General features: G+C 61.9%; 14 protein-coding genes. All 14 read right to left on the bottom strand.

Going from position 1 to position 23,780, the window contains the following annotated elements:
- Positions 1 to 7: 7 nt before the first annotated feature.
- The 14 genes from EKN07_RS09680 to EKN07_RS09615 all read right to left on the bottom strand — a co-directional run bounded on the left by EKN07_RS09680 (position 8) and on the right by EKN07_RS09615 (position 23,689).
- A complete protein-coding gene (locus tag EKN07_RS09680; protein ID WP_125482503.1) occupies positions 8 to 2,245 on the bottom strand; it encodes a hypothetical protein in 2,238 nt (745 codons plus the stop codon).
- 358 nt (positions 2,246 to 2,603) lie between these two features.
- Positions 2,604 to 5,498 (bottom strand): FAD-binding and (Fe-S)-binding domain-containing protein, encoded by a 2,895-nt coding sequence (locus EKN07_RS09675; protein WP_126146276.1) that lies wholly within the window; start codon positions 5,496 to 5,498, stop codon positions 2,604 to 2,606.
- Between the two features lie 936 nt (positions 5,499 to 6,434).
- Positions 6,435 to 6,833, bottom strand: a complete 399-nt coding sequence (locus EKN07_RS09670) for a hypothetical protein (RefSeq protein WP_126146275.1) — start codon at positions 6,831 to 6,833, stop codon at positions 6,435 to 6,437.
- The gene (feoB, locus tag EKN07_RS09665) at positions 6,830 to 9,043 is read right to left on the bottom strand and encodes a ferrous iron transport protein B (protein ID WP_240611255.1); all 2,214 of its coding nucleotides are present in this window, start codon (positions 9,041 to 9,043) and stop codon (positions 6,830 to 6,832) included. The genes EKN07_RS09670 and feoB overlap by 4 nt, the downstream gene beginning before the upstream one ends.
- Before the next feature lie 41 nt (positions 9,044 to 9,084).
- Complete coding sequence (locus tag EKN07_RS09660; protein ID WP_240611256.1) at positions 9,085 to 9,309, bottom strand: FeoA family protein; 225 nt, start codon at positions 9,307 to 9,309, stop codon at positions 9,085 to 9,087.
- A gap of 315 nt (positions 9,310 to 9,624) precedes the next feature.
- Positions 9,625 to 10,443: a DeoR/GlpR family DNA-binding transcription regulator gene (locus EKN07_RS09655; RefSeq protein WP_108716235.1), complete on the bottom strand. Its 819-nt coding sequence runs from the start codon at positions 10,441 to 10,443 to the stop codon at positions 9,625 to 9,627.
- Between the two features lie 171 nt (positions 10,444 to 10,614).
- Positions 10,615 to 11,655 carry a 4-hydroxythreonine-4-phosphate dehydrogenase PdxA gene (pdxA, locus tag EKN07_RS09650; RefSeq protein WP_108716236.1) on the bottom strand — a complete coding sequence of 347 codons (1,041 nt, stop codon included), beginning with the start codon at positions 11,653 to 11,655 and terminating at the stop codon, positions 10,615 to 10,617.
- A gap of 469 nt (positions 11,656 to 12,124) precedes the next feature.
- Complete coding sequence (locus tag EKN07_RS09645) at positions 12,125 to 13,465, bottom strand: four-carbon acid sugar kinase family protein (RefSeq protein ID WP_126146274.1); 1,341 nt, start codon at positions 13,463 to 13,465, stop codon at positions 12,125 to 12,127.
- 9 nt (positions 13,466 to 13,474) lie between these two features.
- Complete coding sequence (locus tag EKN07_RS09640; RefSeq protein ID WP_206435710.1) at positions 13,475 to 14,929, bottom strand: SLC13 family permease; 1,455 nt, start codon at positions 14,927 to 14,929, stop codon at positions 13,475 to 13,477.
- 528 nt (positions 14,930 to 15,457) lie between these two features.
- Positions 15,458 to 18,277, bottom strand: a complete 2,820-nt coding sequence (ppdK, locus tag EKN07_RS09635; RefSeq protein ID WP_126146273.1) for a pyruvate, phosphate dikinase — start codon at positions 18,275 to 18,277, stop codon at positions 15,458 to 15,460.
- A 370-nt stretch (positions 18,278 to 18,647) separates the two neighbouring features.
- Positions 18,648 to 19,052, bottom strand: a complete 405-nt coding sequence (locus EKN07_RS09630; RefSeq protein ID WP_108716238.1) for a hypothetical protein — start codon at positions 19,050 to 19,052, stop codon at positions 18,648 to 18,650.
- 58 nt (positions 19,053 to 19,110) lie between these two features.
- Complete coding sequence (locus EKN07_RS09625) at positions 19,111 to 19,872, bottom strand: hypothetical protein (RefSeq protein WP_126146272.1); 762 nt, start codon at positions 19,870 to 19,872, stop codon at positions 19,111 to 19,113.
- Positions 19,873 to 20,014: 142 nt separating this feature from the next.
- Positions 20,015 to 21,676 carry a formate--tetrahydrofolate ligase gene (locus tag EKN07_RS09620; RefSeq protein ID WP_346962693.1) on the bottom strand — a complete coding sequence of 554 codons (1,662 nt, stop codon included), beginning with the start codon at positions 21,674 to 21,676 and terminating at the stop codon, positions 20,015 to 20,017.
- Between the two features lie 246 nt (positions 21,677 to 21,922).
- Entirely contained in the window at positions 21,923 to 23,689 is a 1,767-nt protein-coding gene (locus EKN07_RS09615) for a putative PEP-binding protein (protein WP_241228170.1), read from the bottom strand.
- Positions 23,690 to 23,780 lie beyond the last annotated feature (91 nt).

Here is a 23,780-nt window from a genome sequence, read left to right as displayed (position 1 = left end):
GGTTCGCTTAAATCTCCCCCAGACTCCGCCCATCGGGAATCTTCCAGACGCGCCACCCGTTAATGTTCACGTCGCCTGAGACGGCGCGAGCCGCAAGCGTCGGATCGGTATACGTCTCGCCACCGGCGAGAACGATGGTCCCCCACGGAGTGACGCGTGCATTCACCGTTACGCCTCGCCGCTGATCTGTCCACGTTACGGCAAACGGTGCATGATTGCGTCGTGCCACGGCCAGCAACCGCCCCGCCGGAGAAAAAGCATCCTCCTCTGCGGCACGCTCCACGGCATTCGAAGACACCTCTGCGGCGGAGGACTCGGAAATACTGCTCGGCTTCCACGAGGTCTCGTGCTTCGGCGCCGAGTTCTCCCACAGACGCTGCTCGGCGCGGCGTCGAGACTCCGCCTGGTCACGCAAAGACTGCTCGTAGACCGTCATCGGAATTGAACGCCGTCGAGACTGTATAGGCGATGGTGTGACCGGTGGCGGTCCAGCGGGCGAGGCACCCGCAGTTTCCTGTACGAGCGCATCGGGCTTGGCGTTCTCTTGCATCGGTTCAGGTCGCTTCCGGCTCGGCGGCGGTGCGACGAGCGGAATCTCCACCGAGGTCGCCGGAGCTACCGAAGCCGGTGCGTGCAGCTCTCGGCGTGCCGACTCACTGCCCCAGGGCCGTTCCTCCTGGCTTCCAAAGCGTGTTGGCACGGCACCGGGGCCGCTTGGATACTGCAGAGTCGCGGCAACCGATGAGTCGTCATGAGTCGGCGGTAACGCGACGGTGGAAGCATCTATGGGAGTGGCCGGTGAATCGTCCTTCACACGCGTCGCTTCCTGCCGGAGCTGGGCCGATTGAGGCGTCGGGACGGCCTGCACTGCGCCAGCGATCACCGCGACGTCTGCCGACTCCTGTCGCGCGAGAGGCACGGCTATACGATCAGCGGCGTGAGCACCGGCCTTCCTGCCCACACGATTCGACGTCGCATTCGACATTTGGACGGTTGAAGACGGGGACTGGCCCACTTCCGCCGCTTCGCTACCCGACGCCGCTGGGGACAGAACAGTCGTTGACTCATCGTCACCGTTTCCACGGATAAGGTTACGTAGCCGGTGCGAATGCCGACGTCGACGCCGCGGCGTTTGCTCCGCCAATTCGAACGTCTCGCCACCGACGGCGGAATTAGCTGACGCAGCGGTTACTGCCGAGGCAGCCGCACCTTGCGACGGTGCTCCGCTACCCCCCGCCCACACAGGTGATGTGGGCATGGGCATGGCGCCTGCCTGAACGACTTGGTCGCCATTCCCAGCCGTATCAAGCTCCGACGACGTGTCGACGCCCCGCCGCTCTTCGCGTGCAGCGGAAGCATGCGAATTTGCGCGAAGTTCGGCTCGTCGCCGTCGTGCGGCAACCTCAGCAGCCCCGGGCTGTTCATCCCGTGATGCCGCAGCTGCGGGGGAAGCCGCCGAGCTCGGCGTCGCCGCTGATGTCGGCGAGGCAACCGATCCGGCGGATGTGGCCGACGGCGCGGACGCGGTAGACGCCGCAGAGAGCGCGGACAGTGCAGAAACTGCCGAAGCGGCAGACGCGGCGGACTGCCGCGATATCAGTGATCCACCCGAGCCGGCTGCAGCACCGAGTACCGTGCTCAGCGAGGTGATTTGCGGGCGAACCTTATCGAGCGACACAAGCACACGTGCCCCAGCGTGATGCAAAGAAGCAATATGGACTTCAACATCCCCGCTTGCCAGCGCATCGATTGCCGGCCGTACACCTTCGGCGACCCCGAGAACGATGAGGAATAAGCGTGGACCGGAAGCAGGGTGAGGCGGGCACGAATCGATGAAGCTCTTCCAATCACGGGGGAACTTCTTCGCCCCCGGCGCGTACAAGGAGGCAAGTCGAGACGAACTCAGATCCGCATGACGACCTGCACGTACCAACGCCCCCATTAGTTCATCGGCGCTCAGCCGTTCCAACACCTCGACGGTGACAATCTGACCGGTGGGATCCAGCGCGATGAGGGACTCCCGGATGGAGCCGACATCGGGCTCGCTCGTCCAGGCCACGGGAAACAGTGGAGCTTCGATAAGGTCAAGGGCTCGCTCACGGATTGCCGCCAGAGCCTCTTTCACCACGGCAGAGCCACTCGCGTCAACGGGATGGGCAGGAACCAACCGCCCATTCTCCAAGGCGAAAACCGCCATGAGATAAATCCCTTCTGCACGTCCACCCGCCGAATATGATCTCGGCACCAACCAAGCCTAACCGACTCACGGCTGGAAACACGCCACGCCAGGCGGAGCGTTATCAGATTTTGACCTTCCGTCCTTGCGTGCGCAGGCACAGGAATCCGTTCAGTTCCTCCGCATTCGCAAAGTCGAGTAACACCCATCTAAGAGAATTGCGTGAATGTGCTACCCGCAGTCCGTACAGTCACGACCCAATTGGTTGATCGAGTATATCCTCTTCACCTACGGATTAGCTACTCGGCTACCACCATGTTCCCCTGGCAAGCGCCGACAACATGTACATACGCAGTATGTGACCCGGTTACCGAGTCAACACAGCTTCCCACCGACCCGTCTGCACCCCTGCTGACAGGGGGCCTCTTCATGCCGATGTTCGACGTCCAACACCTCGACCGTAACAGAGCAGCTCAGCCAGGTGAACACCCTGCGCACCGGCCAGCTGCTGCGCCTGCGTCCGGCAGGAAAAGCCGTCGGCTAAGAAAACCGAATGAGAGGATGCCGCCCGCAGTGTCGGCAGAAGATGCTGCTCCGCAATCGCCACCGAGACTTCGTAGTGCCCTTTCTCCATTCCAAAGTTTCCGGCAAGGCCGCAGCAGCCGCTAACGGTTCTGATCTGCGCTCCTGTTCGACGCAGCAGCTCTTCGTCGGCTTTCCATCCCATCACCGAGTAGTGGTGACAATGCGGTTGGGCGATTATCTCCAGGCCGGTGAGGTCGGGAAGCTCGAGGCTTTCCGGGCCAATCGGGGTGGGGGCAGTGAACAGTTCCGCCAGCGTGTACGTCATCCCCGCTACGAGCACGCTACGCGCATCACCGGGCAGGAGGTCAACAGCATCCGAACGCAGAACCGCCGTACAAGACGGCTCGACCCCTACAATCGGAATACCGCTTGCGGCGAATGGTGCCAAGATCTCCAGTAGCTGAGTCAGCTTCTTCTTTGCCGTGTCTAGCTGCCCAGTCGTGATCCAAGTCAGCCCGCAACATGCCGAAGCATCGGGCAATAGTACCGTATATCCGGCTCGTTGCAGCAACGTTACCGCCGCCCGAGCTCCGCGCGTATCGAGAGTCTCCGAGAACGAATCGGCCCACAGCACCACGTAACGTTGTCCGGAAAGCCTTCCCTCCGGTGGAGAGTCGGCCTGCCGTTCCCGCCGTTCGAGATTCCGCGCCTCGACGCTGCGGGAGAATCTGCGCGTTGCGAAGCCGGGCATGCCTCGGCGCGGATCCACCCCCACCGCACGGAAACCAAGCCTGCGCAGCGGAGCAATTCCCATCACCGAATTGGCGATGCGTGCCACGAGGGGGACTCGGGTCACAAGCGCGGTGAGCCACGGTAGTCTGCCCAAAGTGTAGTGAGTACGCGGTCGAAGCTTCCCGCGGTAGGCGCGGAACAGTACCTCACTGCGGTAACGTGCCACGTCAATTCCCGTAGGGCAATCCCGCGAGCACGCCTTACACGCCAGGCACAGATCCAAGGACTCGAGAATCTCCGAACTGTCCCAGGCGGGAACGAGCGACCCCCCGTTCGCGAGTTCTTGTAAAACTCTGGCGCGGCCCCGAGTTACATCCTTCTCGTTGCCGGTCGCGGCATAAGAGGGGCACATGAAGAAGCCCTGCTCGAAACGGTCAGCCCGGCAGTTTCCCACACCGGTGCACCGGTGGACGGCACGTGTGAAATCTCCGCCGTCTTCCTCGAAATGGAAGCCGCCCGCGTATCCGATGGACTTGGCGGCCGGTCTGCGCAACGCCGCGTCAAGCGGATCGGGATCAACGAGAACACCCGGATTGAGAAGACCTTCCGGATCGAACAGCGCTTTGACTCCAGAGAACAGTTGCATGACGTCACGTGAGTACATCCGCGGCAACATTTCCGAACGTGCACGGCCATCACCATGTTCACCCGACAGGCTACCACCGTGGGCGACGACGAGGTCCGCCGCACGTTCCATGAAGCTACGGAAAACGGGCCGTCCAGGATCCCCTTCGAACGGGAAGTCAATGCGCAGATGGACGCAACCATCACCAAAATGGCCGTACATCAGCCCGTCGAGGTTCATCTCATCAAGGAGGGCTCGCAGCTCCCGCAGATAAGCGCCCAGTCGCTCTGGTGGCACGGCGGAGTCCTCCCAGCCGGGCCATGCGGGCGCGTCGGCGGGCGTCCGGCCACCCAGTCCGGCACCGTCAGCTCGAATACGCCACAGCGCGGTCGCCTCCGGTCCAGCAAGGCAGATGCGCACCGCGGCGGTATGTGCGGCTGCGGCTAGACCTTCCGCCCTTCGCAGCACCTCCGCTTCGCTCTCGCCTTCTCGCGCGCCGATCTCGATGAGCAACCAGCCGCCGCCGGGTGGTAGGTCCGGCACGCCACCCTTCGCACGGCGCACAACATCAACGAGGCGTGCATCCATTCCCTCCACAGCCAGCGGATCGAATGCGAGGAGGGCGGGCACGTCATCCGCCGCCGTCGGCATATCCGGATAGCCCAGCACAACTAGCGCGGGCTTAGTCGGCACGGGCACCAGGCGCAACGTCGCCTCCGTGGTGATCATGAGTGTGCCTTCGCTTCCCACCAGGAACCGGCCCAGATCACGACCATTCTCCGGCAGCAAATGCTCCAGCGAGTATCCGGAGACCTGTCGTTTGAAGCGCCCCAGATCGGTGCGGATCTCGGCAAGATGAGCGTCGACCAGTTCATTCAGGCCCGGGATGGCATCCGTTCCCCGAGCAGTGTCCAACTCGCTTCCATCGGCAAGAAAACCCCGCAAACGCAGTACATTATCGGCCGTCCGCCCATATGCAACCGCGTGTGGACCGCAGGCGTTATTGCCTATCATGCCGCCCAGTGTGGCGCGATTCTGCGTGGAGGGGTCAGGACCGAAGCGCAGACCAAACGGCGCGGCAGCCTTCTGCAGGTCGGTCATGATGACACCCGGTTGCACGCGCGCCGTGCGCTGCACAGGATCGATTTCCAACACCCGGTTCATATACCGGGAAAAGTCGAGGACAATACCGGAGCCAATCGCATTACCGGCGCACGACGTTCCACCACCGCGGGAGGTGACAGGGACTCCGACATCACGTGCCACCGCGAGCACCCACCGTACGTCGTCGTCGTTGCGTGGGAAGACGACCACTTGCGGAGGTATTCGATAGTTGGAGGCGTCGGTGGCATATTCCGCGCGCCGCCGTGCCGAGGCATCCACCTCGCCACGAATGCGTTCACGTAGCCGGGCAGCAAGCTCCTCAGTACCTAGACTCATGGCACCTCCTGCCCATATTGTGCACGGAAGCCAGTCGCCACCAGTAACGGTATCCGCAGCATGGGAAACCCCCACCGCAACGTATGGAGCCGTAACGCCCCGATATGCCACGGTGGCACTTCTAGGGCGCGACCACGCATACGCCAGCCGCAGAGTTAGCCCACAAACGGCTCCATTGTGTATCACGGAGGCAACAAAACAGCCACCCGCCCCATCGTGCGAATGCTGCACCCCAGAAGTAACAACGCCCGCATGACGCAGGAGTAAGCCCACATGACGCAGGAGTAGCACTGGTGATGGGGCCGTCTCGAGTCGGCGACAGGTCCCACCCACATTAGGTAGCCTGAACTAGGTGATATGAACAGACTTGCGTCTACACCAAGGCAAAATTCCACAGCCCGTGTAGCACAATCACCACCCACAGGGAGCCTGTTCACCGACGCACACAGCACAGTGCCACGCCTCCAACGATACCGGCGATGAGGACCTGTCCGATCACCTTCACCGCCGAGGCACCGAGAAGCAGCTTGGGATGGTGCCGAAGGCCGAAAAGCACTCAGGTGAACACGAGAGACCACTTTTCGCTCTACTGCTTACGCGCTTCGGTCAGTGCAAAACCATGGAAGGCAAGTTCTTCCGTGAAGCCAACCATCAGCGTCGTCACGAGCAGCGCCAGCACAAGCGAGGCCCCGCATCGCCGATTCGGGTTGCTCCGCGTACAATCCCCACCACCGCGATGACGAGGGGAAGCGCAGCTCCGGCTGTGATCGCTGACCACGTCTAAGCTACGTACTCGCCGCACCCCACCATCAACAAACTTACTGAGTAAGTACACTGTACTCGCTCGCGCATCTTCTTGCAGTTCACGGCACGAGTCGCCCACACCTACCGCGAGGCAGGCGCCCGCCCCGAAACTGCATCCGCCCCGCGTGAGCCCTAGATGGTCAGCGGGCAGCCCGCACAGTGGACGCGCGCTTCATCTGAGAGTGCGGTGGTATGGCAGGCGCCAAGTCCGGAGGAACAGAAGGACTGCGCGTCGTCAAGGATTCCAATGCGGTCGTAATGGTCGAGCATGGTTCGTACGAAGACCTCGGAAACTCCTACCTTCACGGCGATTGCGTGAACGGTGCCACCGGCCCGTAGTTCCTCCAACACCCGTACCGCAACCATGCCTCGCTTAGACGTATTCTCCGCCGCACCGGAAGGCCGCGCCTCCGGCAGCCGGGAACGAACAGGAACCTCCGACGTCGACGAGCGAAGGGAAGTGTCCGACGCCGCACGGCCACTCGCGTTCGGGCGTCGAACAGCGTAAAGCGGAAGGAGCCGCGGCGTCATATGAACAGACGCCCAATCTGGAAGACAGCCACCGCTAGCAGCCAGGCAACCGCCAACTGCACAATGACAGCCAGCGTAGTCTTCTTGCCGCCTATCAACTTGGCCTGTTCCGCGACTGTCGCCATACACGGCGTGTATGCCAGCACGAATACCAGGAAGGCGAAAGCGCCCAGCTTCTGATACCCCTCACCCGCCGATGCGGTCAGGGACTCGTCCAGCAACTGCGGTAGTTCGCCCATATCTTCGCCGTTGTCTTCGGCATCGCCACCGTCGACCTCCGGATCAAGGTTGTAGGAGGTGACGATGGAGGAAACCACCGTTTCCTTGGCGACAAAGCCCGTCATCAGGGCGCCGGTCATATGCCACTCACCAAAACCGGTGGGAGCAAATACCGGTTCCAAGATCTGGGCGGTCTTGCCGTACAGGGAATCTTCCATGGCAAGTTCGGGGTCAGCGAATGACTTACCGGCTCCGCCGCTCCCCATCGGGATTGCGCCCATGAGCCATACAACCATGCTCATCAGAACGATGATCTTGCCGGCACCCTTCACGAAGGTCCAAGAGCGAAGCCAGGTGTTGCGCAACATCACCAGCAACCGCGGCAGCTGGTAGGCCGGCAACACAAGCATCAGCGGCGCGGCTTCCTCATTTCGGGTAATGAAATGCTTCAGGACCCATGCACCCAACACGATCAGGACGACCGAGAGCACATACATCGCCCACACAACCGTGCCGGTGCTGCCCTGGAAGAAGATGCGCGCAATCATGAGGTAAATGGTCAAACGCGCAGCACATGAGGTGTACGGCGTGATCAGAACCGTGACGAGCCGTTGGCGAGCGGAGGGCAGCGTACGCGCCGCCGCCAGCGACGGCAGGTTACAACCGAAGCCCATAATCAGCGGCAGAATCACTCGACCATCCAGGCCGATACGGCGCATGAGTCGGTCTCCGAGGAAGGCGACACGGGCCATGTAGCCCGAATCCTCCAAGATAGACAGTGCCACGTAGATAACGAACATGAGCGGGAAGAAGCTCGCAACCACACCCATGCCCGTTGCCAGTCCTCCAACGAGCAGTGCTTGCAACCATGATTCTTCCAGCCCGACTAGGCCGAGAAGCCAGGTAAATCCATTGGCGAGCGAAATCGCGCCTTCGTCGTCGGAAGAGAACAGTCCATCGAACCAATCCTGGACGGGACCAACCCATGTTCCGGCGAGTTGGAAGAGTACCCACAGCAGGCCGAAGAAGACGAGGAGTCCGAGTACCGGATTGAGAAGGAATCTGTCGATCTTATCCGAGCGTGACAGATACTTCGGATCTGCCCGATGATCGCGGATCTTCGTCTCGACCCCATCCACCCAGGAGAAGAGAACCGCCGCGCGATCCATTTCCTCTTCCGAGGAGCGTTCCACGCCGCTCCTCACTGTCGGCGCCGCCGCCATGGCAGCGTCCTGGGCGTGCGAGTTGCAGCATTCGCAGTCCGTTCCATTCACACATTGCCCGTCGACGATCTCGCAGGCGCACTCACTATCGGCGGACGCAACCGCCTCGGCCAGGAGATCCCTGCCGTCCACCGTTGCACCTCGAACTCGTGCCAGCGCCTCGGTGGCGGCCATCTGCGAATAGCCGGGGGCCGCCGGATCGGGAGCTATGCCACTGACACGCGGACGAGTCGAGAGCGCCGTCGCCATCATCTCGTTGAGCACCGCGTAGTCTTTGCCACTGCGCGGGTCAATCGCCATGACGGGGATGCCGACTTCCTTCGCGAGCGCGGACACATTCACAGGCTCATCGTTTTGTACCGCCACATCCGCCATGGTCACGACGGCGGCAACCGGTTGCCCAGTCTGTGCGATCTGGGCGAGCAGGTACAAGGAGCGTGTCATGGAGGACCCGTCCAGCACCGCCAGAATCAGGTCAAGGCCGAGCCCGGTATCCGGATCCGTCATCGATCCGGAAGCCCCGGAGACGGTATCGCTGACCACCTGCTCGTCGGGGCTGTTGGCGATCAGTGAGTAGGTTCCGGGGAGATCGAGCACGCGCGCTCCAAGAGCTCGCCACTGCCCGGACATGACCTGCACCGTGGTTCCCGGCGAGTTGACAACCTTTTGCCGTGCTCCAGTGACGTGATTGAACAGGGTTGACTTACCGACATTGGGGTTACCGACCAGCACAATGGTGGGTTGACGATTCTTATCCAAGGTGGTCACAGCCGGTTGCGGCGCTCCACTCGGGCCGCAGTTGGGGCAGCTCATCCGATTACCTCCGCATCGATCAGTCGGGCAGAACGGTGATCCACTGCCACTCGAGAGCCCGCAACATTGAGAATCAATCCACCGAAGCCGGCGTGTTGGGTCACGACCGCCTCAGTGCCGGGCCTTATACCGAGTTCCTGCATTCGCAGCATATTTTGGGCGGGAAGATCAACATCCACTAGCCGCAATTTGACGTGCCGTGGGCAATCATGAAGCTTCACTAGACAAACCTCACTAAACCAGTCGTTTGATGCGCGCATATCGCCTTTGCTACTAGTTAGGTTAGCCTCCTCGGTCACAATCGTCACATCGAGAGCGGAGAATCGGGAAATATAGATTGATTCAAGTTTGGCGAGACGGAGGCAGAAACGCCCGTACGCAGCGCTTTTCCACCACCGAGCCCACAACGGGCGGCCACCCGCAAAAACACCCGACAGCATCGGCGCCGGGTCTTCATCAGCGCCGACCACACACCGGCACCAACCCTGCATCAGTGCCGTGCCTGCAGCAGTACCAACCCTGCATCAGTGCCGTGCCTAGCCACCCTGTCGCTCCGCCTCCTCCTGCTCAGCTATCAGAACCCTTACCCCGACGGAACGGAACGGCTCCACATCCGCTTCGCAAGCCGGGCTCAGAACGTGCGCATCGGTGATCAATGTCCACGGCGTCTCAAGCCGTGCCCAGGCGGCAACCGAAGATCGATGCAGTTTGGTATGGTCCGCCAGAACAACAACCTCGGACGCACGCGTGGCAGCTACTCGCTTCGTCGCTACCTCCTCCAAGGTGGGCTCCCCGACGCCGTCGTACGCATCAACCGCGTCAACACCCAGGAAGGCGACATCGTAACGAAACTGACGTATGGCATCCGTCGCAAGCGTTCCAACGAGTCCATGTGAGAGCGGAGCGACATCGCCGCCGACCACAATCGTGCGTACATGTGGCCAGTCGGCCAGCAAGATCGCTATTTCCAGCCCACGCGTTACCACGGTCAACTCCGCGTCGCGCGGAAGATTGGCGACCAGTGCCGCGCAGGTCGAACCCGCGTCCATGAACACCGTGCCACCGTGCGTGGGGAGCCACGCGGCTGCGACGTCGGCAATGGCGTGTTTGGCGGAAAGCTCATGGGTGAGACGATCCCGCAAATGTATCTCGGTAAAACCAACCGCTCGGTTCGCGCCGCCGTTCGCACGGGCGATCCTCCCCTGCTTCTCCAAGCGGACCAAATCGCGTCGGATCGTTGCCTGCGACACTCCCAACATCTGCGCCAGCTCCGACACATCGGTGGTTCCACGGCGAAGAAGCCGCATTACCTTCGCCTGCCTGGCTTCAAGTTCCGCCTGGCTCGACCGTGCCATGTCCACTCCTTAGCGTCCAGGTTTCCCGAATCGGCCCTCCGCCAACCGCAACCGGTTGAAGTTCACCCCAACCGGTTGCCTGGCGCAGACCGACGCCCGATCTCTGGCGGGCGCCGCTACCGCATGGCAGTGGCCGCCGCTTCACATGCGACGGCCACCGCCAATTATCTATCACGCGTACTGTGCACGGATATGATCGGCGAAAGGTGCGTACTCAACGCCTGTGAGATACGCGGATCGCATGGTCGCATTATCTGCCTTGCCTGTTCCGGCGATATCGAAGGCCGTACCGTGGTCCACCGAGGTCCGGAGAATGGGCAGTCCCACCGTCACCGACACGGTGCCGTCGAAATCATACGTCTTCGAGGCGATATGCCCCTGATCGTGGTACTGCGAGAGTACCCCATCATATCTTCCCTGCAAGCCCTGGTGGAAGACGGAATCAGCGGGAATCGGTCCGGCAACCTCAATCCCGTACTCGGTTCTCACCCGCTCAATGGCCGGCGTAAGAATCTTGATCTCCTCGTCACCGAAATGCCCGCCTTCACCACCGTGCGGGTTGATTGCGGCCACCGCCAAGCGTGGCTCCGGCACCCCGAACACCTGTAGTGCGGTATAGGCCCGAGTAATCGATCCTACCTGGCCATCAATGGTGATGGCGTCAAGCGCCTTGCGCAGCGATAGATGCCGAGTGGCAAAGAAGATACGCAAGGAGTGCGCCGGGTTCTCGCGATTGCGACACACGAACATGGTGTCCTGCTGCGACACACCCGTAAGATGCCCGAGCATTTCCGTGTGCCCGAGGAACTCGGAACCGGAAGCCCAGATGGCCTCCTTGTTGATCGGACCGGTCACAATGCCGGCGACCTTGCCCTCCAGCGCCGCGGTGGTAGCGGTTTCAATGGCGACGACGGCGGCGCGCCCTGCCCGCGCATCCACCTTTCCCCATTCGGGCAGATCATCGCCCAGCACACCGGTGTCGAAAACATCGACGACGCCTTCCCCTGCGGGGTCGGCATCCCAGTGACTGAGCACGCGCACCTCAGCATCGACGCCGAGGGCACTGATCGCTCGGCGCACGGCGGCGGCGTCGCCAACGGCGATACCGTGCGTACGGCTGTCACTCGCGAATTCGAGCAGGGTTTTGACGGCGATCTCCGGGCCGATGCCCACCGGATCGCCAATGGTCATTGCGAGTACGGGACGTGTCATTGTTCGCTCCTTCATTCCAACTCATTACTTATTGTCTGATAACTGTCTTGTGTTGATCGGATAATTAGGCGGATTCCGCCCGGATCGGCCGCCCAACTTCTCCGGCGCGGCGGGGCATCGGGACCATTCGCCCGAGTTGAACGACGCGGCCCCGGAGAGCTCGGGCATCGCGCCTCTGGAAAGCTCTGCCATCGCAGCCCACCGGCAAGGCCTGGACGTCGCGGCCCTTCGCTGAGTGCCGGGTCAGCCGCCTCGGATGAATCGCCCCGAGGCGCAGACGTTTCCACGCCACGCATACGGACGGCGTCGCACCAGATATGGCATTCGGGGCGGAAGCCACCGACCGCAGACCCCGCCACCGCTCAGCAGCTCGGAATGTGGAATCGCGACCGCCCCATAAACACCGGCACCATGCTTCCCGTTCCCGACTGCATCTGTCGATGGTTGCTGTGCGAGCACAGTGTTACACTCAGCTCCCACTCGTTTGTTCCTTGTGCACCGCCGGGCGGGTACGGACCCAGCGACGCCGCTGATCGACCAGATTCTCCAGGTGTTCGATGCACCGCAGCGCGCCATCGCGTTCACCGATGAGCCCGCCCTTCGTCAAGATCGGCGTACCCGCCCAGCCGCCGCCGACGATCTGTCCGGAGACGGCTAGCGGCATAACCTCACCTTCCACTTCGATGCCGCGGGCATCAAGCGCATTCAACACGCTAGCGGTGATATCACCTCCCGTGGTGTACAGGCCGTCGACCTCGCACTCCTCCATCACTCGGCGCACCATGGAGCTGATCACTCTCGGCAGCTCCTCCGCCTCTTCCCGAGTCAACTGTCGGATATCAGCCTTTTCCAATACAGATGCCCACAGCACGATCCGATGCGGGCTACTCGTCAAGGCGGCCACCAACGCCGTCACCGAGGCATCGAGTTGCGGTAGGCGTTCACCTTCGGGAATGACGGGACGAACCACGGTGACCTGCCGGTTCTCCTGCAGATGCGCCAGCTGGGAGATCGTTAGATCGGTCGACGATCCGGACACCGCGAGAATTGGGCGCCCAGCAGCACCGGCGATTAGCCCCATGGCACGCGCCATAGCCAGTGATCCCGGGCCTGGATCAATGCCGCAGAGCACCACGTCGGCCCGGCGCGCGGCACGCACCGCAGCGGCAGCAAGCAGGTCAATATGCTCCAGCACAATGGCATCGCCGACCACCACATCGAGCCCCGGATCCTGGAATAGCTCAGTGAGCCGCTCTTCGAGAACGGTGCCCGGTGCGGTTACCGCATCGATGGGAATGCTGACGGCCGTGAGCGAGGTATGTTCCCGTAGAATCTCGGTCACCGAGGATGTTCGCATGGGGGAACGCACATCGTACGCCAGCTCGGTTGCCTCGAGGCGGCGACCGCCCAGCAGTTGGTGTCCATCAACCGTCACACGGCCGGCATCGGGATGGGCGGGAATGCACAAGCCCACCGCCCGCTTTCCAGAGAATTCGGTCACCGTATCCAGAAGCGACTGAGCGGCTACCCCAACATTCCCGCGCAATGTGGTGTCGATGCGGGCACAGGCGAGCCTGACCGGCCATCCGGCCGCAACCGCACGACGCATGGTTTGCGCAGCATCGCGCGGCGCCGCGTGCCGCGAATCAGTAGCGGCCACGACGACGTCGAACTGCGGGTGGTAGTCGGCGATGGCTGCGCCGGACCGGTCCACATTAGCCGTCACAGCGCGCATACCGGCACGGGCAAACCCCGCCGCACAGGCATTTCCTCCTGTCAGGTCGTCGGCAACAATAAGGGCATCAGCCATGACAGCGCCTCAAACAATCAGGGAGAGAATCAGTAGCAACGGTATGGAACCGGCCCAGGCCGCCGTCGTGATACCCGACCATCCGCGTAGCGCATCCGTTCCTTCCAGACCCGTGAAGCGGGTGACGACCCAGAAATACGAATCGTTGAAGTAGGAGAAGACCATGGATCCGGCCGTACAGGCAATCACCGCAACCAGCGGAGCTAGACCGGTCTGACCCATGATCGGTGCCGTTACCGAGGCGGCAGTAATAATCGCTACTGTCCCGGATCCCTGCGCAATGCGTACCAGAGTAGCGATGAGGAACGGCACCAAGAATGCCGGTAGAGCAGTTCCCGCAATGGCGGACGCTACTTCGTCGCCCACACCGGAATCACGCAATACTTGACCGAAGGACCCGCCCGCGCCCGTGATCAACAGGATCAGACCGGCAGAGGAGGCCGACTCGGAGAACCAGGAAGCGAACTTCTTCTTCGGTGCCCAGCGCGGCATGATGAAGTACACCGCGATGACCAGTCCGATCAGCAGCGCGACGACCGGGTTACCCAGGAAAATGAATGGTTTAGCCCAAGCAGATGCAACGTAATCCGGCTGGCCGGGCTGCCCGAGCGCCGGGTTGCCTTGCTGCGCCTTATCGATGGCGCTGGCTACGGTGTTCGCAAGGATTAGGATCAGCGGAACAATCAACGGTAGCGATCCGCGGAATGCCCCCACGCTATGGGGCTGGCTCCCCTGCGGTGCCCCACCGAAGTACTCGTCGGGGTCGTAGGTGACGATTCTTCCGTCGCGGCGCTTGGGCTCATGCCCGAGAACACCGTACACGGCCTCGCGAACCTCAGGAAGAATCTTGTCCTCGAGCTTGGGACCGATCCACTTCGCGTACAGAACCACTACGGGAAGCAGAAGGAGCGTAAAGATAGCACCCGTCACGATGACAAGGCCAAGATCCGCACCTAGAATGCCGGTGGCCGCCAGAGGCCCGGGTGTTGGCGGGACGAGATGGTGGGTCAGGGTCATTCCACATCCCAGCGCCAGGGCAAGGGTAACGTATCCGCCGCGTTTGACACGAGCAATCGAGCGTGCCAGCGGATTCATGATGACGTACCCGGAGTCGCAGAACACCGGGATGGAAACAAGATTGCCAACGGCGCCCATCGCCCAGGCCTCTCTCCCGGAACCGAAGGCGCGCAAGAAGGCGTGGGCCAAGGCGTCTGCAGCCCCTGATACTTCAAGGAACTTGCCGATCATGACACCAAGACCGATGACGATTCCGATCGATCCCATCGTCGATCCGAATCCATTTGTAATCGAACCGACCAGACCAACGGGGTCTTGCCCGGCAATCAGACCCGTGGTCAAGGACGCCAAGATAAGGGCAACAAAAGCGTCAAGGCGCGTAAGCAGGACGACGGCGATGATCACCGCTATTCCCGCCAATAGCGCGAGGATGAGTTGCACATCCATGTGAACCTCCTAAACGTGTAGCGACGTCGCTAACACATCCAGTATATGCACACATGGCGCATATGGAGTAGCGTTATTGACACATCATGCGCATATCAGGCGTTGGAGGGGACGTCGTCCGCTGCTGCCCTCGTCGTCCGCTGTCCACGCCGCCCCTGGCGCCGCCCGAGCCAACCGTGCACAGGTCACCCACGCCCATGCCCGGCCCTGCCACCACCACGCACATACCACCAACACAGCCACGCACATACCACCAACACAGCCACGCACATACCACAGCACGCGAAAGGGCGCCGACCGGGAATCCCCGATCAGCGCCCTGCACTTTAGCACCCTGCGTTGCAGTACAGATACTCCACTACAGCCAGGCACATCCGCGTCGAGACCGTGCTGCCCTTGCGTGCTTCACACACGCCCGTTAGCACTACACCGCGTATCGCGGGCGCACAGGTTTCCGAGCTTCGCTCGCGGCAGCCTACTCTTGCTCGGCAGGCTGCTTGCCAGCCACACTGCTCGTCCTGCCGCGGCCTACTTGTCCTGCTTGCGGATCTCGTTGGCGAGGTCTGCCATCTGCGCCGCAAGCTCGGTCACCTGGGCCGCCAGATCAACCGGAGCGGTCGCAGGCGCAAACGAGATGTGCTCCGACTCATTCGAGATCGCTGCCCGCCCGGCTTCCAACCGCGCCACTGGCACACGGAACGGCGAGCAGGAGACGTAGTCGATTCCAATGGCGTCAAAGAAGTGGATCGACACCGGATCGCCACCGTGCTCACCACATACGCCGCAATGCAGCCCCGGCTTTGTCGAACGTCCCCGCTCGACTCCCATTTCGACCAGCTGACCGACACCGCTCCAATCGATCGTCTCGAAGGGCGAGGTGCCGAAGATACCGTAATCGAAGTAGTCGTTGAAGAAGGCCGCCTCGACGTCGTCGCGCGAGAATCCCCACGTGGTCTGGGTCAGATCGTTGGTACCGAAGGAGAAGAAGTCCGACTCGGCGGCGATGCGCTCAGCGGCGACCGCAGCCCGCGGTAACTCGATCATATTGCCAATCGGGAGAGCGAGCTCCACGCCCGACTCCGCCTCAACATCCGCAATGATCTTCTCGGCTTCATCACGCACGATCTGCAACTCGCGGATCGAACCGATGAGCGGAACCATAATCTCCGGGCGCGGATCTTTACCTTGCTTCTTGCATTCGACGCAAGCCTCCGCGATCGCGCGGATCTGCAGCTTGATCAAGCCGGGGATCTTCAGACCAAGGCGGACACCGCGCAGGCCGAGCATCGGATTCTGCTCGTGGTTCGCCTTCACGGCTGCCAGCAGGCGCTTCTCATGCTCGGTGACTTCCTCGCCCTTGGCCTCCTTGACCGCCAGTTCCACCGAGAGCTCCGTCAGATCCGGCAGGAACTCATGCAACGGCGGATCGATCAGGCGCACGGTGACCGGCAGGCCGTCCATGGCGCTGAAGATTCCAACGAAGTCGGACTTCTGCAGCGGCATCAGCGCATCGAATGCAGCCTGCTGCTCCTCCTCGGTCTCGGCGAGGATAACCGCCTCAATCAGCTTGCGGCGGTCGCCGAGGAACATATGCTCGGTACGGCACAGGCCAACTCCCTGCGCGCCGAAGGAACGAGATCGCTCGGCGTCTTCCGGGTTGTCAGCGTTTGCCCGTACCTCCAGGCGCCGCTTCGCATCGGCGTGGGTGAGGATACGGTCGACGGCGTAGACCAGTTCCTGGGTGTCCTCATCGGGAGAGGCAGCCAATCCGGCCTCAAGACCGTGCGAGATGTAGGTCATCACCGGGGAATCAACCACCGGGACCTCACCTTCAAAGACCTCACCGGTTGTGCCGTCGATGGCGATAACATCACCGGCGTGCAGCGTCTTGTCCTGCGACTTGACGTAGACCGTCCCGGCCACCTCATCGACGACGAGGTCCTCCGCTCCGACCACGCAGCAGCGGCCCATGCCACGGGCAACCACGGCGGCATGCGACGTCTTTCCCCCACGGGCGGTCAGTACGCCAGCAGCCGCAACCATGCCCGCCAGGTCGTCCGGGTTGGTCTCGCGGCGCACCAGGATAACGGAAGCACCCTCGGCCACCCGAGACTCCGCCTGCTCATTGTTCAGCACAATTTCGCCCACGGAAGCCCCCGGCGAGGCGGGCATGCCCCTGGTCAGTACCTTCGCCGAAGCGGACTTGTCGAACTGCGGGAACAGCAGCGAGGTCAGCTGGTCGCCCGTGACGCGGGTAACTGACTCATCGGTTGTAATGAGCCGCTCGTCCACCAGTTGCACGGCCACACGGAAGGCGGCTGCTGGCGTCCGCTTGCCAACACGGGTTTGCAGCATCCACAACTTGCCCTGCTGGATGGTGAACTCGATATCGCAGAGGTCGCGGTAGTGCGTCTCCAGCTTCTGCATAATGCCGCGCAGCTCGTCGTAGGACTTCTTGTCCACACGCTCCAGATCCGCCAAGGACAGCGTATTGCGGATACCGGCGACGACGTCCTCCCCCTGTGCGTTGATCAGGTAGTCACCGTACACGCCCGAATGGCCGGTGGAGGGGTCACGGGTGAAGCACACTCCGGTGCCCGAGGTTTCGCCCATGTTTCCAAAGACCATGGTGCAGATATTGACCGCCGTTCCGAGGTCATTGGGAATACGCTCGCGACGCCGGTAGATGCGGGCACGGTCGGTGTTCCAGGAACGGAAGACCGCCTCAATGGCTAGGTCCATCTGGCGGCGAGGATCCTGCGGGAAGTCTTCGCCGGTGGCATCCTTGACAATCTGCTTGTACTCGACGACGAGTTCCTTGAGGTCGTCGGTGGTCATATCAAGGTCGCCCTTGTATTCCTTGCGATCCTGCAGGGCCTGCAGTGCATTGGCGAACAGGTCGCCGTCGATATCCTGCACGGTCTTGCCGAACATCTGGATAAGGCGCCGGTACGAATCCCAGGCAAAACGCTCGTCGCCCGACTGTGCGGCTAGCCCCTGAACGGACTCGTCGTTCAAACCGATGTTCAGTACCGTTTCCATCATGCCCGGCATCGAGAACTTGGCGCCCGAACGCACGGAGACCAGAAGCGGATCGGACGGATCACCCAGACGCTTCTGCATCGTCTGCTCGACCTCGCGCAGATGTGAGGTGACTTCGACATCGAGAGTCTCAGGGGTATGGCCGGCGCTGAGGTAAGCCCGACATGCTTCGGTCGTAATCGTAAAACCCGGTGGGACGGGCAGGCCGAGATTCGTCATCTCGGCCAGATTGGCACCCTTTCCACCGAGGAGGTCCTTCATGTCCTTGTTACCCTCAGTGAATGAGTAGACGTATTTTGTCGCCATTGAGTTCCTCCGTTGGAGCGCTTGTATTCAGAATTTGCAGGCCATTCAAAGGCTAGCACCCGCGAGTGCCGGATTGAATAGACAGCAGTATATAGGTCTTCGGGCCCATTGATCACCCCTGCCGCGCCACACTATATCAATTCCTACGGAAAAGGCGATACACAATGGAGAAGCGGAGAGAGAACCAGGCAGGGCACCCGGCAACCTGAAGGAGGAACTCGGTAGCGAAACCGGGTCAATTGACAGCCCAGCGACGCTCAGTAAGCCGGTGAACACCGCCCCTTCTCAGCTCCGACACGAGCGACTCACGTCTAACACAAACCGCAGCGATTCCACCGCTCGCACCAATCGACACTCCCCAGATGGCAGATCAGGCACCGAGCAGCCACACTCCGGCAAACCCACATGAGGCCGCGACAATATACGACGCCAGAGTCCCGATAATGAAGCGTTCGGTCAACGCTGGATTCGACTGTAAGTCCGCCCAGCGTCCCAGTCCTTTAATGGCGACGACGGCGGCAACGAGTCCGGGCTGACCGGCAAGGATACACCCGGCAATAGCAATGCGCTCCAGCACCCCTATCCAGGTACCTCCGCGCAGCACCTCCACCGGCCGTTCCTCTTGCGGAAGGACAGTGGCGGCATGCCCGCCGGAGCGGGGTACTTGGCCATTTCCGTTATCGCTTACCCGAGCCAGGTGCAGCACAACTTCAACTACCACCCACCCGATAAAGACCGCTGCCAGTAACGTTACGACGATGATTAACCACGCCATACTTCCCCTTCCGTCCAGCCCTGCAACGTACACGGGGTGTGCGCGACGATTAAGCACGTCATACTTCCCCCGCCCGTTTGCTGGACCCACCACTATCTAACTCGTGCAATAGCCGTACGGCCAACGGCCATACCGCCTGTTCCTCCGCCCAGTGCGCTCCGAGGCGACGCTGAGAGACGGCCTGCGGCGTGATGGAGAGGGCGCGAGCTATCGCCTGGCCGGTCTCGCCCGACTCCAGCAGTTGCACCGCCTCGCGTTGGGCCACGGTCCGGGACTGCACAACAATGCCAATCACGTGCAGCAATGCCTGTAGTTCTGCGGCCCGAGCCGGGCGGTCGAGCGCCTCGCCGCGCAAGGGGTTTACTTCGACAGCGCTCCCGGCGGCGGCTGATCGACCGCGTGCCGCGGTGCGAACTCCTCTTTTCGCGGCCGACGAGGCATGTACCTCGTCGGCAGTCGTGCCTTCACCATTGGAAACCGTCGGCACGCGAACAGCCAGCGATACCGGCAGCCGTTTTGACGCCTCCACTGCCTCACGGGCGCACACGAAGGCCATCCCACTGCCCTCACGCACCGAAGTGGGGAGATTCTCCTGCGCATCGGGCGCGCATCCAATTCCGATATGCCACCCTCCACTGCGTAGGACCCGTCGAATCGCTTCCGCCGCGGCAATTGCGGATATCGGCACCCCCTGTGCTTCGTCTCCCACCGTGCGTTCGAAAGGAAGGAGCGTGGGCACATCCTGCAGCATTGCGAGAAGTTCTGGAATACGATCTGCCGTGCGACGCGATGCCACCTGATCAATGGTTAGCACGAACATACAGCCACCATAACACACATCAAGCCTTTCAACTTGATATGCCAACATCAAGTTCCAACCCTTGATGCATGCCGCACGTTACCAATGTATGCAGCGTTACGCCGATACATGCCGCACGTTGCCAATATATGCGGCCTGCCGCCTAGTGCATGCCGTGAATGCGTCCGCCGTCGTCAACCGTAATATCGCAAGCAGATGGCCGACGCGGCAGACCCGGCATGGTCATAACCGAGCCGGAGATCAGCACGACGAATCCGGCGCCGGCCGATAGACGAACTTCCCGGATCGGCACGTCAAACCCCTCGGGAGCGCCGAGAGCTGCCGGATCGGTGGAGAAGGAGTACTGCGTCTTCGCGATACACACCGGCAAATGGCCCCTTCCCTCGCTCTCCAGCCGGAGAAGCTCGCGCCTCGCCGCCGCCGTGAAGCTCACCGTGGCACCGTGATACACGCGCTGCACTACCGCGAGCGCCTTCTCCACCAACGGAAGCTCATCCTCGTAGCACAGGCGTGGCTTTTCCGGTCGCGTTGTCCCCGCATCCTCCAGCGCGGATATCACCGCGCGAGCCAAGGGCTGCGCACCGGCTCCTCCGTCGGAGTAGTGCTGGGACAGAGCCACCGTAACTCCCAGCCTTGCCATTGCGGCACGTACTTCCTCGATCTCAGCAGGGGTATCGGCGGCAAACTGGTTAAGCGCCACCACCACGTGCTGCCCATAGACTTCCTGCAGATTGCGCACATGCTGCCGCAAGTTGGCGACACCCGCCCGCACCGCCTCCACATTCTCGCCTTCCAGGGCCGCCAATTCCACGCCGCCGTGGTACTTCAACGCGCGCACAGTTGCCACTACCACAGTCAGGGCCGGAGTCAATCCGGTCTGCCGCGAGACGAGATCGAAGAACTTCTCCGCACCCAGATCCGCACCAAATCCCGCCTCGGTAATGGCAATATCGCCCAGCGCCAGTGCGGCACGGGTAGCAATCACAGAATTACAGCCGTGGGCGATATTCGCGAAGGGACCGCCATGTACAACGGCAGGCGTACCTTCGAGGGTTTGCACAAGATTCGGAGCCAGGGCATCGCGCAGCACGGCGGTAAGCGCCCCGGTTGCTTCCAGATCATCGACCGTCACCGGTTCACCCTGTGAACTGCGTCCGACAACGATACGCGCCAGCCGATCGCGCAGATCCGCTAGCGACGACGCCATGCAGAACGTCGCCATAATCTGACTGGCCGCCGTGATATCAAACCCGGATTCGCGCGGCACACCTCCGGTTCTGCCTCCCAGCCCGACGACGATCTCGCGCAACGCCCGGTCATTGACATCAACCGTGCGGCGAATGGAAAAGCTACGCGGATCGAGGTCAACCGTGGTGAAATGCAAGGCGTTATCCACCATGGCCGCGAGCAGGTTATTCGCCTCTGCAATCGCCGCGAAGTCGCCGGTGAAATGCAAGTTGATATCCTGCGCCGGCGTGAGTTGCGCCTTGCCGCCACCGGTAGCGCCACCCTTAATGCCGAAAACCGGCCCCATGGACGGCTCCCGGAGCGCAAGAACCGGACGCCTCCCCAAGCGGCGCAGGCCATCGGCCAGCCCAATCGACGTTGTCGTCTTCCCCTCCCCCGCAGGAGTGGGCGAGATGGCCGTTACCAGTACGAGTGGGGCAGACGGACGCTCCCGGTACTCTGGCAAACCTTCCAGGTAGTCAAGGGCTATTTTCGCCTTATCATGCCCGTAGCGGAGTAACGCCCTGTCCGGAATCCCGTAACCGGCAGCAAGATCTGAGATAGGCAGGGGAGTCAGGACTCCGGCGGCAGCGTGCTCCTGCCGCGCATCTCCATTGGCATATCCGTTCAGTGCTCGTGTCACATTACTTATGCTAGGCGAAGAGGCGTGCATCAAACCGCCACTTGGCGACGGATGGGATGGAGCGCGCCAGCGCCTCGGGCTACGTCAGCCCGGTGGCCTGCGCCAGAGCGCCACACTTCACCACGTGGCATGAACTCAGTCGCAACCTTTCAATGCCGCGGTACCGCACCGCTCGGCATTTCAAATCCCCAATGCCTGCCGTGCCGCGACACGCGCATGTGCCGGGTCATGTGCCCCTTGCACCGACTCAGCCGCCAATCGACACTGCGCGAAGCTCACCGCGCATAACTGGGCTCCCACTGCGGGCAACGCGGTGGGAGCCATGGATAGCGACGTGACTCCCATTCCTACAAGCACGCAGCACAAGAAGGGATCTGCGGCCGCCTCACCGCACACGCCCACCGGCGTACCTATTCTCTGGCCCGCCTCGGCGATGCGAGCAACAAGCGCGAGCACGGCGGGCTGCCAGGGATCGGTGTATTCAGCCAACGGTGCGGACAGGCGATCCGCCGCCATCACATATTGTGCGAGGTCATTTGTGCCGATGGAAACGAAATCCACGCGCCGCAAGAACTGCTCTTCAAGCACGGCGACGGACGGAACCTCGACCATAATGCCCGCCTTGAGGCCGCGAGCGCGAACACGAACCGCAAAGTCCTCCGCCTCCGCCAGTGTGGATACCAGCGGCGCCATCACCCACGTTTCACCCTGGTGTTCCCTGGCAACGGCGGCGATGGCATCAAGCTGGTGGTCAAGCAGCTGCGGGTAACGCAAACCGATTCGCAGGCCGCGTACCCCCAAGGCCGGGTTCGCCTCAGGGCCCATATTCGCGAAGGCGAGCGGCTTATCAGATCCAGCATCAAGAGTGCGGATCACAACCTTGCGACCGGAAAAGGCTTGGAAGATCGGACGATAATGAGCTGCCTGCTCCGCAACACTCGGCTCCTCCCGTGCCGCAAGGAATCCAAGCTCGGTACGCAGTAGACCGATACCCTCCGCCTCCCCTGCCGCGGCGCGTTGCGCACCTCGTACATCCTGCACATTGACAAGGAGTTCCACCCGGTGGCCATCTGTTGTCTGCGCCGGCCCCTTCCAGGAACGCACGGTCGCCCGCCACTGTGCATCATGTTCGACTAAGCGGTGAGCATCGGCCGGGTTCGCCGTGCGTGTCAGCATTCCCGTGGAACCGTCGATCAGCACCATGTCACCGTTGCGGAATCGGGAAAGACCACGTGCCGCCACAACGCAGGGAATGCCGAGCTGCCGCGCAATGATCGCGGTATGCGATGTCGGCCCACCGAGTTCGGTCGCCAGCGCGATAACCCTGTTCGCATCGAGGCCGGCCGTATCGGCCGGTGCCAGGTCATCGGCCAATAGGATACTTGGCTCCGGTGGATTTGGAACCCCGGGTTCTGGGGCACCCTGCAGCTCGGCAACCACCCGTGCACACACATCCCGCAGGTCCGTCACCCGCTCCGCCATTGTGGCATCACCGTTTTCGAACAGTTCCACGAAATGCGCCGTTGCCCGAATAATGGCCTGCACCGCCGGTAGACCGTCGGCGATAAGCGCGGCAACCTCTTTGCGTACACCCGGATCCACGGCAAGCACCGAGGACATCTGCAAGACCTCTGCCGATGTGCCGGTGCAACGTTCGGAACGTTCCTGGAGGCGACGCGAAACCGCTGCACTGGACTCTTCGTATCGTTCGAGTTCCCGGGCACGTTCTTGTTCTGGCACACGTGGCTCTTCGCCGTCGGGGATGGAAGGTCTGACGACCCACACGGCAGGCGCATACGCCATGCCAGACACGACGGGCGTACCGTAGACGTCACTCATATTCTCGCTACCCCGATGGGTCATTGCTTCGCTCATTATGATCCCCACCTCTGCCAGTTCGTGCGGCCTGCCCTTCGGATCGACGGTGCACCGAAAGACGGGTGCCACACGGCCAGTCTATCCGAAGCATTCTGCGGTCACTGGCGTCTATGCCATAGGTTCCGCATCCGCACAAGCCTCCGGCCATCACCACCGCCTG

Source organism: Actinobaculum sp. 352 (genome assembly GCF_003957265.1).
Classification (GTDB): domain Bacteria; phylum Actinomycetota; class Actinomycetes; order Actinomycetales; family Actinomycetaceae; genus Asp313.
Note: the sequence above shows the minus strand (reverse complement) of the source record. Positions and strands in the feature narration are given on the sequence as shown.

Coding starts and splice junctions, on each gene's coding strand:
- EKN07_RS09625 (WP_126146272.1), bottom strand. CDS start 19,872: ATGTTCGTGCTAACCATTGATCAGGTGGCATCGCGTCGCACGGCAGAT.
- EKN07_RS09655 (WP_108716235.1), bottom strand. CDS start 10,443: ATGGCACGGTCGAGCCAGGCGGAACTTGAAGCCAGGCAGGCGAAGGTA.
- EKN07_RS09675 (WP_126146276.1), bottom strand. CDS start 5,498: ATGAGTCTAGGTACTGAGGAGCTTGCTGCCCGGCTACGTGAACGCATT.
- EKN07_RS09670 (WP_126146275.1), bottom strand. CDS start 6,833: ATGACGCCGCGGCTCCTTCCGCTTTACGCTGTTCGACGCCCGAACGCG.
- ppdK (WP_126146273.1), bottom strand. CDS start 18,277: ATGGCGACAAAATACGTCTACTCATTCACTGAGGGTAACAAGGACATG.
- EKN07_RS09645 (WP_126146274.1), bottom strand. CDS start 13,465: ATGGCTGATGCCCTTATTGTTGCCGACGACCTGACAGGAGGAAATGCC.
- pdxA (WP_108716236.1), bottom strand. CDS start 11,655: ATGACACGTCCCGTACTCGCAATGACCATTGGCGATCCGGTGGGCATC.
- EKN07_RS09630 (WP_108716238.1), bottom strand. CDS start 19,052: ATGGCGTGGTTAATCATCGTCGTAACGTTACTGGCAGCGGTCTTTATC.
- EKN07_RS09640 (WP_206435710.1), bottom strand. CDS start 14,929: ATGGATGTGCAACTCATCCTCGCGCTATTGGCGGGAATAGCGGTGATC.